At 34.4% G+C, this 14,229-nt stretch carries 12 protein-coding genes; 1 reads left to right on the top strand and 11 read right to left on the bottom strand.

The annotated features are described in order from the left end of the window. Window positions 1–2: 2 nt before the first annotated feature. From QYS49_RS06565 to QYS49_RS06525, 9 genes are all read right to left on the bottom strand, one after another. Entirely contained in the window at window positions 3–4,622 is a 4,620-nt protein-coding gene (locus tag QYS49_RS06565) for a hypothetical protein (RefSeq protein WP_308350920.1), read from the bottom strand. Window positions 4,623–5,042: 420 nt separating this feature from the next. Continuing rightward, window positions 5,043–5,894: a hypothetical protein gene (locus tag QYS49_RS06560; protein WP_308350919.1), complete on the bottom strand. Its 852-nt coding sequence runs from the start codon at window positions 5,892–5,894 to the stop codon at window positions 5,043–5,045. After that, entirely contained in the window at window positions 5,869–6,840 is a 972-nt protein-coding gene (locus QYS49_RS06555) for a type IV toxin-antitoxin system AbiEi family antitoxin (RefSeq protein WP_308350918.1), read from the bottom strand. Before QYS49_RS06555 ends, QYS49_RS06560 begins: the two co-directional genes overlap by 26 nt. Before the next feature lie 199 nt (window positions 6,841–7,039). Further along, window positions 7,040–7,267: a hypothetical protein gene (locus QYS49_RS06550; RefSeq protein WP_308350917.1), complete on the bottom strand. Its 228-nt coding sequence runs from the start codon at window positions 7,265–7,267 to the stop codon at window positions 7,040–7,042. A gap of 148 nt (window positions 7,268–7,415) precedes the next feature. Further along, on the bottom strand, window positions 7,416–7,856 hold the full coding sequence (locus QYS49_RS06545; protein WP_308350916.1) for a hypothetical protein: 441 nt from the start codon (window positions 7,854–7,856) through the stop codon (window positions 7,416–7,418). 2 nt (window positions 7,857–7,858) lie between these two features. After that, window positions 7,859–8,239, bottom strand: coding sequence for a helix-turn-helix domain-containing protein (locus tag QYS49_RS06540; protein WP_308350915.1), 381 nt, complete (start codon window positions 8,237–8,239; stop codon window positions 7,859–7,861). Then, the gene (locus QYS49_RS06535) at window positions 8,236–8,610 is read right to left on the bottom strand and encodes a hypothetical protein (RefSeq protein WP_308350914.1); all 375 of its coding nucleotides are present in this window, start codon (window positions 8,608–8,610) and stop codon (window positions 8,236–8,238) included. Before QYS49_RS06535 ends, QYS49_RS06540 begins: the two co-directional genes overlap by 4 nt. Before the next feature lie 41 nt (window positions 8,611–8,651). Further along, the gene (locus QYS49_RS06530; RefSeq protein WP_308350913.1) at window positions 8,652–8,780 is read right to left on the bottom strand and encodes a hypothetical protein; all 129 of its coding nucleotides are present in this window, start codon (window positions 8,778–8,780) and stop codon (window positions 8,652–8,654) included. Window positions 8,781–8,947: 167 nt separating this feature from the next. Then, window positions 8,948–9,529: a hypothetical protein gene (locus QYS49_RS06525; protein WP_308350912.1), complete on the bottom strand. Its 582-nt coding sequence runs from the start codon at window positions 9,527–9,529 to the stop codon at window positions 8,948–8,950. A 550-nt stretch (window positions 9,530–10,079) separates the two neighbouring features. On the opposite strand from QYS49_RS06525, the gene QYS49_RS06520 reads away from it, so the two are divergent. Then, the gene (locus QYS49_RS06520; RefSeq protein ID WP_308350911.1) at window positions 10,080–11,087 is read left to right on the top strand and encodes an IS110 family RNA-guided transposase; all 1,008 of its coding nucleotides are present in this window, start codon (window positions 10,080–10,082) and stop codon (window positions 11,085–11,087) included. A gap of 444 nt (window positions 11,088–11,531) precedes the next feature. Here the strand turns inward: QYS49_RS06520 and QYS49_RS06515 are convergent, their stop codons facing one another. Beyond that, window positions 11,532–11,708 (bottom strand): hypothetical protein, encoded by a 177-nt coding sequence (locus QYS49_RS06515; protein ID WP_308350910.1) that lies wholly within the window; start codon window positions 11,706–11,708, stop codon window positions 11,532–11,534. 497 nt (window positions 11,709–12,205) lie between these two features. Then, window positions 12,206–14,209, bottom strand: a complete 2,004-nt coding sequence (locus QYS49_RS06510) for a beta-helix domain-containing protein (protein ID WP_308350909.1) — start codon at window positions 14,207–14,209, stop codon at window positions 12,206–12,208. Window positions 14,210–14,229: the final 20 nt, after the last annotated feature.

The raw sequence follows: 14,229 nt of genomic DNA, 5'->3' as shown, positions 1-14,229 counted from the left end.
TATCATTTTCTGAGGAATTGAAATACAAACTGACTTTTCCCATATTGCCCATTTGGTAATCTGTATTTTACTTTTGTTTTATGATTTCCTGTTCTAATTACAGGAAAGTGTGAATTCAAGACATCCTTAACCCACTGAGGTCGACTGCTATTGGTGTAGTTATCTGCTACTAAACTCTTAAAATATCTATAATCACTTTCCATCACATCAGGAATATTAAACCTGATTCCAAAATCACTGTATTCTGAAAATACATTTTGACTGAATTCTGATGTTTGAGAAATGGAGTTGGAATGAGTATAATGATTATAAAAAAATGCATCTGTTATTGGTTGGAATTGATTCGTGTGATCATAAAATAATGGTTCAACATCCTGTTCAAACCATACATTTCCTTCTGGAACAAAATTAAATTCTATATAAGAATCTTGTCCATAAATTTCTTCATCTTGGAACATTTCCTTTCCATTTACAAAATCAAAATAGAGATAATACACATATGGTCTTACAAATTTTGATACCCCACTTCGAGGATATACATAATAATCAGGTGAATTAAATTTCTCCTCTAGCGTATTAAACTCACTAGATCGAATAAAAAAACCATAGATTTCTTCTTCGGAAAGAGCTTCAATTGTACCCTCAGCTGACTGTGTCTCTACTTCAAAATTTATACCTTTTCCAGTGTTAGCTTGATCTACACTTGTCTTATTACTTTTTACATTTGAATCAATTGATGCATTTTCAGTTTTAGGAACTCTTAATAATTGAAAGTTAAGGATCTCATTGTTTGGAACAGTTGGCATATCGAAAACCACCTGCTTTGAACTAGAATTATAAGAAAAGCTATTTCGATGTGTTTTTCCACCATTATCAGTGAAACTAACTTTCAAATTCCATTTCCCTTCAGTTTCAAAAGGGCGTGTTAATCCACCTTGATTTAATTTAATATATCCAGTATTAGTTTCGTTTTGATAAAAGTTCACCATTCCTTTTATCGGATAAGTATACTCAACCATATGTTCAGGGATATAATCAGGCTGCTGTCCTGATTTAAAGGAAATTGAAAGTTGTTCAGTCATTGCTGAGCCATTTTCCTCTACATATTTCCATTCACCATCTTTATATTCCTTAAATCTTATTTTAATATTCAATTTAAGATCTTTCTCATCAGGTAAAATATCGATAGGTCTCAAAACCAAAACATCATGATCAGCATTAAACTCCAATTCAGAATCTAATTCTTTACCACCTTGTTTTAATTCAAAATATTCTAACTCGACTATATACTTTAAAATATTTTCATTCTGATCCGTTAAAGTGAATTCCTTCTCAACCGGAATATTGAATACCGCTTGAGGAGATGTAAAAACATCGACCTCAGACGATCCAGAATCCGGGGTTAGCTGAGCAATAACACTTACATCTTGCAGCGGATTCCCGCCATCTAATTGCTCCAGTTCGCACTCTTCACCAATGGTTACCGTAAAATCAAAGTTCCCTTCCACTAATCCATTTAATACACTAAATCTTCCCGCTGCATCACCTTGCATCCAGAAAGGATTAGGCCCTTTTACCTGCATTAAAGCTGCAAGTTCACCATGGAAAATCTCCACATTTTTCTTTATAAACCTAAGGTTTACTTTCATTCCGATTGTGGCTAACATACCAAAATAAGCTTGTCCTTCAGCATACCATCCATTGATACCCACTAACCCTGACCTACCATAACAAGAAGCATTTAATCTTTGCATATTAATATCAAAGCCAGCCGTTGCTGCAAATCTGCCATAAAACATCAAGAAATTTCTATCCCCAGTTTCAATGGTAAAACTAGATCCAAATGCAAATCCTTTTCCAGAACTAAATTGAGACAACCCTCTACTATTGCTCCTAATTCTCTCGTTATCTGCACGCTGTTCCGCAGTAAGAATATCCAAGACTAGTTGAGGTGGAGAAGGGATTCCAGGAATATCATGACCAATCATAAAATAACTCTCCGTTTGAGCCAAATTCAAAAATTCCAAGCCAATAGGATGGTCAGGTTTACCAATATGTATATACCAATAATTTGGCTCGAAATGTAGAGTAGCTCTACCTGCTAATCCGCCTGCATTTATACCTTTTACAATTCCGCCAGGCGTATTCACAAAGACATCCACCACTCCATGGAAAGTCTTATTCTTACTATCAAAAAGTATATTTACATTTCCACGTAATGAAGAACCGGGTACAGACAAAATTGCTTCCTGATTTGAAACTTTTGAAGCTAATTCAGAGATCTGACCGATATCTGTTGAAAAGCTTGCGGTCATCATATTAAGGCTACCATTAAATGCTACTTGATTGACTCCACCATTTGAATTAAAGGCTATAGAAAATTCTGCTTCACCATTGGCAGCTGTTTCTGCTTCCATTAAACTATATTGTACAGAAGCCTTTATTCCTAAATGATAGGTGTCATCAGGTATATATACAATCCCTGAGGCTGATCTTCCTATTTCAGATCCTATATTTTCATTGAGACCTTGCTGTCTCATTTGGTAGAAAGCTCCTCCTCCAATTCCATTTACAGCAAAAGGAGCTATTACAGGAATGCCTTTTGGTAAAGTCATCATTGCATCCACATACCAATATCTGTAACCATCTACATTTCCGAACAATCCAGTAGCTTCAACTCCAATATCTGCGAAGGTTGCATTCAAATATCCCTTAAATCCATTACCATAGGTGTTATCACCTTCATAAAATATGAGTTCGCCATAAAAAGAAAACCCACTACGACTGACATCCACAGATATTTTAGATAAATCCAATTTGTCATATTCATACCGAACTCTATTATTAGTCCTAATCTGCTTTGCCCAAACAGTTACCCCTGCGCCAGCACCAAAACCACTATCATTGGCACGTACTAAATTAACAATGATACCAGCATAAATCCCCACTCTTTCACCTTCTATCCTTAAAGCTATTTCTTCAATTCCAATTGGAAAACCTCCTGCTTTATTTCCATCTAGTTCAGGCTTAAATCCAAAATATTCCGCATCAAAATATGGAGCTTCAGTTTGTAATACTAAAGATTGGAATATCAAACCATTAACCTCTGCACCTTTTTTACCCGAACTCGTTGTTGGTTTTACATCCATATTACCATGCAAAACAGCTCTAGGCTTAAATTTTCCGTTAAGTACTTTCAGTTCTATCAGTGAATTAGGTTCAAGATTTAAATCAGCCTTGAATACATTGAATTTTGCCGTACTTTGAAGTTCTGCTATTAAACTATAATCACCATTGCTCGAAAAAGAACCTGCATATAAAAGAGGCTCCTCTGTTTCTAAAGAGGGAACTTCTATTTGCCCAGCTATATCACCTCCTACAAATTTATTTTGTATAAAAGAACCTGATAAGCTTTCGACTGATAATTTCCAGGAATCAGCATCTCCCTCATTCAAATCAATTAATTTCCTGACTCCAACTGTGCCTGTCATACCAGTTTCATCAATTATTAAATTTCCAGCAAAAAAAGAAGTTCTAGCCGATTGATTCTTCTTATTAAATTCTTCAGGTAATGTGACTTCAATTTCCCTTAAATAAAAGCCTCTCCATAAGGTTCGATTTCCTTCCTGAAAATAAGGAGATTCATAATCAGTAGGAAAGATTACATTACCTGCATTTTGGGTATCTGAAAAATCTATTACAGCATTAGTAACTCGAAAAGACCAGTCTTTCAAACCATTTACCTGAAACTTGGGTAATGTAATGTCTGCTATTAAATTATTCCAATCTGTTACTTTAGTTGCAAATCTGGAGGTAAGCCTGTCATTGGAAATGGAACCATCTTCATTCTCCTTGAGTAAAAAATCTTTTGAAAATGTGATTCTTGCATCTAGGGAAAGGTCACGGAAACCATAACAATCAAATTCAGCATAAGTATTTCCAGGATTAGTTGGGCTACCACCAATTAATGTTAGCAATATCTTTTGCTCTTCACTATTTTCAGAAAAAGCGATATTATTATTCCCTAAAAGCTCTACTCTTCCAACACCAGTAATCCCACCATCATTAGAAAATTCAATACCTCTACCCATAAAACTTAGCATTTTTTCACTTGGTAGCTTTATAGTCAAATAAGCATCAATAAATGCAGATCCTTCGTCAAGAATAACTTTATGGAATATGACAGTGTACTCTAGCTCTGAAATTGTTTTTCTTACCCCAACTGGCAACTGAAAGGCTTGACCAAGTGACAGATAATCAATAAATCTTCCTTCTTGCTCAACTTCTTTAGCTAATTTATGTGCTTGCTCTATATGATACTGAACAGAATCAACATTCATTGACTCATTAAAAGACAAATCATCAATAAACATATTGTCATCCAATGAATTAACTTCTATAGATTCTTCAATATCATCAAAACTCCGGAATTGTTGAAAGCTATTGAAACTAACGGATCTGATTTCCCGATTGGGGATTAATATTAAATTTTCAGACCCACTTTTCTTAAAGGATAATTTGTAAGGAATAGACTCTAATCTCCTAACAGAACGATTTTCATCGTTACAGTAAACTCGAAAAAATGTTGAAAGAATTAATATGAGAATTGTAAAAAAGCGCAATAACTAGGGGTTTTGATTGAAACAAATGTTAAAAGTACTTAAGTAAGTTTTACAAACTTATTGAGTGGAAATTTAAAGTCCAAAAGAATTTTACATTTTTTTATATGTAAACTTCAATTTCAAAACTGATTAAACTCCCTCCTTTCATTAATTCCTGATATTTTTAGACACAAAAAAACCCTGACAGTTTTCACTATCAGGGTTAGCTAATTGCAGAAGCGGAGGGATTGTCTATAATACACTTAACGCACTGTTTATCAGTATATTAAGTATATTTATATTTAATAGGTGAAACACTTTAGGTGATCCCTTTGGGATTTGAACCTCCGTCCCCCTTGAAAAAATAAATTTTATTTTTCTCAATTCAGATTCAATTTATATGAATAAAGAGAAAATCCCTTGTAAAACATCATAAACTAATTATTCTGAATTTTCCTCATTTTTAAGTAGGCCTCTTTGAAAAGCTTTCAACAAACCGAATGTGTATTCTACCTCTTCGCCAGATTGCCTCGCCCAATGTTTCACCAAAGAAGAAAGTTTCACCTCCGTTAAATTATCTTTAAGAATAGTATAAATTGTTTCCTTCAAACGATCTGATTTATTTAGGTAAACTCTGGCTTCTCTTCCCAAAACTTCTGATGCGACAGTTCTTTCATCTAAATCATCCGTATCCAGCGTATCATAATGCTCTGCTACAATCTTATCGAATTCAATATCATAGTAATGCTCGATGATCCTCAGAATATCTGCTAGATCATTCTCTCGTGCTTCTGGCCTATCACTCCAAGCAATTAGCTTAAGTAGGATCATTCCTGGCAAAGGAGGTATATTCACCCATTTCTCTTCTATTGGTATTCTGGAGGGGTTTTCTAAAACCTCTTGAAAACCTATTATATGCAAATCTGAGTTCCTTTTATTAAAATCTTCAGTGTCATTTTCTTGAATTTCGCCAAAAGGCAACAAATCAATTACAACATCATCCTTTTCGTATAGATATGTCCATGGCGCTTTGGCTTTTCTAAATCCACGCTGTTCCAATGCTTTACTTATCTCTTCAAATTCTTTCATTGAGGAAAGCATCATTGCAAAGTCGATATCTTTTGTACCTCTGCTTGGTTTAATACCATCTTTCAATAATTCTAGCGCGATGGCACTTGCTCCAATCATGTAATAAGGAACACTGAATTCCCTCATCACTCCGTCAATGATGTCAAACACTTCTGTAAAATGAGGTACGGCTAACTCTTTATAGGTTTGGTTGGATTTGCTCATTATAAATCATTTCGGCTGTTTCTTGATTTCTTTTACCTCCCTCCATCATTAAGTCTGCATAGACTATAATGGGTGGGGCAGTTCTTTGATTCAGATCTTTATTCCAAAACATTTCTATCACTTCCAAATCGCCATCTTTCTTTGGTTGAAAATTATAGTTCCTAATCAAGTTTGCTTGGTCTTCATTAGTATAAAGAATGAATTTTTCAGGTCTCAGGTAATTAGTAAGCAAATCTGCTGCAGATTCACCACCCCATGCAGCTATCCCATCATTAAGTGCTATCTCTTGCCATTTCTTGCGCATTTGAAATCTTCTTTTCTTGAGTGTTGGCTTAAGGATAGTCTGATAACCCTCTATCCATCGAAAGAATAAATCTTTTCTATTTTCCCAAGCATACTCTTTTTTATTCAATCGCAGTAAATAACCTGTCTCTTTTAATCCTTCAATAACCTGTGGAATATTCCCCAAGCCTACCCCAGTATATTCTGCAATTTCTCTTTGGGTTTGATTGACTAACTCCGGCTTAATTAAAAAATGTAGGAGTACTTTTAATCCTGTTTTGGTAAATGCTCTATTGCCTTTTTCTTTATTAAGCTTCAATGTCTTATTGCTATCTACGAAAACAAACATATTTTCATTTTCGATATAAATATTACCGTTTCCTTCTATGTATGCAGTTTTTCGTTTTCTAAGAGCTGCTTTTATATTAGCTGGAATTCTTTCAGCAATTAGCATCACACCCACAGGTGGTTGTTTGATATCCTCTAGCTCTTCAACCACATATTTCCGAACTTCGCCTTTTTGCATTACATAAAACCAAAGCTCCTCTTTCCCTTTTGTAGCCGTTAAAAATCCTCCATATTGTCCCGTTTTTTTGTATTTTAATTGGATTGGGACATTTTGATGTACATTATTTAAAGCGATATTTATTATTTCATTTTCCATTTGTTCACAAACATACAATGTTCACGTAACGTGAACAAATAAAATATGTGAACAAATTTAAAATTTGGGAAAAGCAATTACTTTCTTTAAAGAAACGGCAACATATTGCCGGCTATGTGTTTTGAAAGGATATTAAAGCAGAATATTTACATTATCGGCAATATATTGCTGATTTTTGCTTCGCGTATTCACAAAAAAACTAATGTGAGATGTTATTAAGCTCAAATGGATTTGTAATTGTCCTTTTCCCAAAGAAGCTCAACAGCTCCAGATAATCATTTTCATTTACGCCTTTCTTCTTAATTTTATCTTGAATATTCTTTAGAGCTAATGAAGGAATCCTTGAAGAAAAGAATGGCCAAAGCTCCTCACTTTTATAAATTTTATCTAGAGTGGGAAAATTTGCCAATGCGGCAAATTGGCTCACTTTATATTCATTCGAATATTAAAACACCCAGCACCCGTCTTTAAAATGTAAAGTCCCTACCGACATATCATCTAAGGTTAGATGAAAGGTAGTTTTTTTACTTTTATTACCTTTAAGACCTAAGGATGTCATGGACGATAAAGATTTTTTATTGCTGCTTCAATGTATTTTTAAATATCTCACTGGGATTTACAATGGGTAGTATTAAATTATGATGAATTGTTCCGTTTGTAGATCTCGCCATCAGGGCTCTTGCATGACTTATGGCAAGACTAAGCATTGTTATCCAGTGTTGATCGGGTAAATTCAATTTTCCATCATCCTCAAGCTTAACCTCATTTTCATAAGTAAGTTGAAATTCTGTTTTAACTTTAGAAGATGCCACCACCTTAGTTTTATCTTTTTTAAGATGAAAAGTTGAATTAATTGTAATACCAACTATCTTTCCTTCATCCTTAATATCTAAACCAATATTAAAATCTAGTACTAAATCTTTACTATTTTCTTTTTTATTCAAATCAGGTGTTTCATGTAACTGAAAACCCAATTCAAATATATTGATGACATTTAAAGTTTTTAACTTATTCATAATTAAGCAAATTGCTGAGATTCCTCTTCAATTCGGGTTTCTCCAAGTTGAACATTGTTAATGTTAAAAGAGACATGCAAACCATTTTGTAAATAGTTTAAATCGTCTTCCTTACTTACAATAAAGTCTTCTAACATTTTAAAATTTATAATTGGCACTTTTCCAACAGCTAGTGAGAGTTCAATTAATTTCTTGAGAGAAAAATTGAACTCTCCATTCAAAACTTGAGTAATATAAGGTCTAGAAAATCCTAGTTCCCTTGCTAATCCAGCCTTATTTAGGTTATTTTCTTCCATGTATTCTTGTACATGTCTATAAATGTCATTTTGAATATTTTCAAGCCAATATTCTGTAGTTTTATATAGTTCTTCTCTCTTTTTCATAATTGCTCCAGATATTCCTTCTTTATTGATCTAAATCTTTTGATGTCCTTCTTTTGATTGGTCTTTTTACCGAGAAAAACGATTACTCTACCCTTATTCTCTAGATGGAAAAGATAGAGCCGCAAATTCTTTGTCTTTATTTCGTAGTCTTTCTCACTTTTGGGATGTAGTTGTCTACATTTTGTTTCTGGCAGTGACTGAAGTTCAGCCATTGATTGAAGCCGTGTTTGAATAGTATTAAGTTCCGATTCATAATTACCCTCCTTTTGAAGTTGTTTCTTTACTTCTTCATATTGGTTAACTTCATTTTTAACTAATACGAAAAAGTCTATCTTACCCTTAATCTCTTTTACTCTTTCTAACGCAAACATAATAAAAATTGTTAAGTAATTACTTAACAAATCTCTCTTTTTTAAATAATGGGAAGGACAAAGTTTTCTAAAAAATTTTGATCATCAGCTTGCTCCGCTCTTAGCAGGATAATCTTTTTCTCATTTGGGGAAGCAATAAAGGAAAGCGCATCCAATTCAATGGTTCTCATGAGCTTAGGTTTTAGTTAAAACAAATTAAATACTAAAGTTGTGATTATTTAGGGAGATTTGCAAGAAGTTGGTATGGGGAAGTTGGAGGTGATGATGAGGACAAGGTTCTTTTAAAAAAAGTATTCCCACCATGCGGAGCATGGCGGGAACAGGGGGAAAATCTCTTCTAATTTGAATGACTTTTCCTTAAGAAAATAAAGTTAAATTCCAGGTCTGCTATCAAAGCGATATCATCGAAAAGTGGCTTGTATAATTGTTTACTAAATCCTGCAGCAGCACTTAATTCAATCGCCAATTTTTCACTAAGCATTCTTCGGAACCCCACTTCTCCTAATACATTAATAAATGACCAATGACCCACATCATACTTAGGAGAGAAAGAGATTTTTCTGATGTCATTAAAAATGTTTACTCCTATAAAGTTACCGCTATTATTTCCTTTGTCTTTGAGACTAACTCCCTTATTCAATAAATTCGAATATTTCCTAATAGTGAATCCTATTTCATGAATTAAAAAAAATGCTAGATTATCAATACTCTCTATACTTCTAAATTGAAAATTGACTCCACATTCGTATTTAATTAAAGTATTGCTGGAAATAACGCGTTCTTGAAATAGTTGGGTACTAAACACTCCTATTTGCACCCCCCCTACACCATTGTGCAGCTTTACCTGGTCTGACTGAGCTAAACCCTTTGCCGCTATGAAAAGGCATAACAACAATAAAATTTTTAACTTGTTTCTCATAAGTTGGTGTTTTTTGTCGCTTAAGTTCGATTATAATAAGTTATGCACCCTGGGTGGTGGGAGCAGGAGAATAGTATAAAAAGTGAATACATCCTCTGGAACAATGTGGGAACTGGGGATAGCAAAATTATGTGATTTTTAATATTAATAATTGTTTCTTCTAATCTAAAAATACTCCTTAAATTGTTAAAAAATCAATCATAAAATACAATTAACTGTCAAAGTTAATAAGAACTTAGTTTATACGGTAACCTTTATTGTAATTAAAAAAATCTTATCTCAACTTATTCAGCTTCAAAATATCCCACCATGCAGACCTTAGCTTAGTACTGTTATAATATTTCAAGAAATAGGTTTTATATTTCTGTTGGTTAAGAGGGATTCAAGTGACTTATACCATGCAGTGAAAAAGATTCATCATGCTTCTAAATACTTGTTTCCCCTCTGAACTCAGACCTGTATAAGAGTTTGTCACCGATAAGGTTATTAGGTAATAGTTCAGATTTCTTAACCCCCAGTTTTTTTGTTCAATTTAAAATTACTCAGATCTATGAATTACTCAAACTTTATTGGTATTGATATTAGTAAGACAGTACTGGATATTGCCCTACTTACAATGGAAGGAGAAATAATTAGCGTTCAGTGGTCAAACGATCGAACCTCACTCTTAAAAGAATTTGAACAGTTCTTTACCGAATATAACCTCAAAAAGGAGAACACCTTAATATGTGCTGAGCATACTGGACATTTTGGTAATAAACTGTTGGATGTAGCACTTAGCTTAGATTTGGATTTTTGGTTAGAATCGCCTTACGATATTCGCCATTCACAGGGGTTAATACGTGGTAAAAATGATAGAGTTGATGCTGTAAGAATAGCTGAATATGCCAGACGGTTTGTAGATAAAGTACGCCTTATAAAAAGTAACTCTAAGGCTATCAATCAGATAAAACATCTGCACACGGAGAGAAGCCTACTACTACAAGATATGGCCAAATACAAAGCCCAGTTAAAACAAGAGGATGGATTTTTGGACTTGGACTACTTTAAAGATAAGAAAAAACGAATATTAAAACTCACCTCTTGTCTCCAAAAAGCCATTAAACAAGTAGAAAACAAAATAGATGAAATCATCAAAAATGATGAAGAAATACAAGCTTCATTTACTAAAATAGTATCTGTAGAAGGGGTTGGGAAACAAACAGCTATCGCTACTATTGTGGCTACCGATAATTTTCGCAAGTTTGAAAACCCTAAAAAGTTTGCTTGTCATGTCGGTTGTGCCCCGTTTAGTTATAACTCAGGCTCCAGTATCAGGTCTAGAAACAAAGTCTCCCCTAAAGCCAATAAAAATCTAAAGACTTTATATCATATGGCAGCCTTATCAATCCTATCAACCAAAGGAGAATTACGGCAATATTATGATAGAAAAATAGACGAAGGGAAAAACAAAATGTCAGTCCTTAATGCTATACGTTCAAAAATTATCCATCGAATTTTTGCAGTGATACGAGATAATAGAAAATATGAAAAAAATTATACGCATATACTTGCTTAAACCATAAGAGTAGCATGGCGGGAACTGGGGGCTGGTTAACTCTTCTTTTTTGCTTGGCTTTATATAAAAAGGAAACAAAAAGGCTCCATATACTATCCCCATTATTTCACCCGCAATGATAGCATATACATCAAAGTCTAAATATCCTCCTGTATGCCAATTCCAGTAAGCAATTGATAATCCAATGGTCATGCTTCCAAGAAATGAGTAAACTACCCTGTGATACCCTATGCGCAACAATAGTTTAAAAAGACAAAAAAACCCTGACAGTTTTCACTATCAGGGTTAGCTAATTGCAGAAGCAGAGAGATTGTTTTTAAACCGAACAAAATACTGTATATCAATAACTTAAATATGTTTAAAATTAGTAGGTGAAACAAAGGTGAAACATAAATCCAGTCCCAATGGGATTTGAATCACCAGCCCCTCCATGAAAAAAAATATTTAATGAGAAATATTATTAAGCTCAAATGGATTTGTAATTGTCCTTTTCCCAAAGAAGCTCAACAGCTCCAGATAATCATTTTCATTTACGCCTTTCTTCTTAATTTTATCTAGTTTAGGGAAATTTATCATTGCGGCAAATTGGCGCACTTTATATTCATTCGAATATTTAAACATCCATTTCCCCTATTTGAAAGACAAAACACCTACTACTCTATCATCTAAGGTCAATTGGAAAGTTGCTTCTTAACTTTAAGATCAGAGTGTGATGAGGCTGTTAAATATTTTTTTTTAAAAGCGCCATGGATTTTATACCGTACATCTACACGCCCATATCCTAGGCCAATAGTATATCCGTTTCCTCCATAATTCAGATTAGATTTTAAAGCGTGATAGTAGGAAGTGAACAAAAGATGTCTAAATAAACCGTTGCTGCTCGGAAAAGGGGCAAATATTTCCCGAGTGACAGCAACTGATTCTAGATTTCGGCTTAAAGCAGATTATGTATATTCAAAGGATAATGCAAAGCTCCTGAAAAAATCCTTGAATTCTCATTTTTCAATCAAGTAGTAGACTAAGCATCATCATACAGGTAAAAGTAAATAATGAATACTATTTTTATAAAAGAAGACTAAGCCTGCACATATGCTTAGTCTAGCTTTATCAAATTTACATCATGGACCATGCTCATAAATATCACCCATTGCATTATTTTCAAATGTATTTTGAGTTAAATCCATCTCTGTAAAATAGAATGATATTCCATGCGTAACAGAGTTTTTAAGGGTATTACCTGTAATGGTAGGTACATCTGTACTTCCTAAACTTCTTAAATAAATTAAACCTGTCATGTAATCAAAATTACTAGCACCTCCTCCATCTAGTACACAGTTCGTAATTGAATTCTTCCCCTGATCAACAGATTCTTCGATTTCAAACCTAGCCCATGGTTCTTCTTCGGCTTTTTTAAAGGTGACATTATCAGCCACGATATGACCATATAAGTATGATTCACCACCTATCCAAAATTTCACGTTGTCATTCATTAATATTTCTGAACCCGACTCTATAGTTAAAGAAGTTTCAGCGGTGTGAACAATCCTAACACTACCTGTTAAAGTATAGCTATCTGCCGGCCAAGTAACATTCTGTTTAATGGAGCCATAGTCTATGGCTTTACCCATAGTATTGCTTAATGTATTACTATTAGGGACATATCCTACAATAGCCGGATCCATCATAAGACCATAGCCCAAAGTTTCCTTGATTTCATTATCCAAAACTGTTGCATTCCATTCACCCTGATCCGTAATGATTTTTAAACCCGCATTATTAGAAAACTGAATAGTATTATTTCTAAAGATAACCGGATTATCAGAGGTTAATTCCACCATTGGAAATTCTCCATTGGAACTAGATCTACTACCTCCGTATTCAATTATGCAATGTTCTAAGGTTGCTTCTGCCCCTAAATTCAGCCTACTCCAATCGCCTGGAGATTTGCTTTCCTGTGCACTTGTAAAGCGTATTGGGTTAGAGGCTGTACCTATAGCCGTAAAACTCCCTTTCGAAACACCAATTCCTGTACCTTCCGCAAATTGGATCTCAGTACCTGCCTCTATCACTAATTCTGTACCAGCATCAGTGCTTCCAAGTCCAAATGAAATATAATAAGGTGCCTCCATGTTCTTAAAGTTTACTTTCGATGGCATATATTGGCCTCGAATGTAAATTGCCTGATCTGCACTGTTATTATCCCCTATATTGAATAAATATTTAATATCCAGATACATCGAATAATTCACGGAATTTCTAATTGTATTATTAGAAAAAGAGGTGAATGCATTATTAAATACATTGCTGGCAAGTATGCCAAAATTAGCGGCCCCTTCAATAAGCGTATTTTCAATACTTACTGCTTGACCTTGGATGTCAATTAACCCATGTCTTGTGTAGAATTCAAAATCTGGATAACTAAATGAATCCGCTTCACCACCATAATATATTTCACAGTACTTAAAGCTAGAATTATTAGAGGCCCCACCTGTGAACAAAATATTCCCCCACGAACCTGGCTCGCTTGAACCTGAAGCAGGCTTAAAAATAATGGGCTTATCACTAGTGCCTTCAGCAGTTAGTGTTACACCACCCGTAACCGTAGTTTCTCGATCTCCAACAATGATGTGACGCCCCTCATTTATAAATACCTCTGCGCCCGGTTTTATAGTTAGGGAGCCATTACGCAATTTCACCGTTCCTTTCACCAAATGATAACCTTCTTCCCACACTTCATCCGAATCAATATAGCCAGAATGCTCTGTAAAGGGATTTTCAAGTACGGTAATATCCTTACTGCTCTGATTGGTTCTTTCAAGACTATCTACTAAAGTGAGGGTTACACTATAGATCCCCTCTTCATCAAACGTATGAGTTGGGTTAGCCTCAGTAGATGTATTACCATCTCCAAAATCCCAGGCATAATACTGCGCATTCTCAGAACAGTCTGAATTAAAAGAGGCTACCACACCTGCGAAGACCTCTTCATTTTCTGTTGAAAAGCAGGCTTGCGGCATTGTGGGATCTGACGGAACATCATCATCACCACAAGAACTAAAGAACATTACCCCAATAATGAGGTAGAGTGATTGTAAACTCGATTTACAGTAATTTTTTCTCATTGAAATTGAATTTTTAGCAA

The sequence above is a fragment of the Marivirga salinae genome (assembly GCF_030503855.1).
Lineage (GTDB): Bacteria > Bacteroidota > Bacteroidia > Cytophagales > Cyclobacteriaceae > Marivirga > Marivirga salinarum.
The sequence above is the reverse complement of the archived record's forward strand: the minus strand, read 5'-3'. Positions and strand labels throughout refer to the sequence as shown.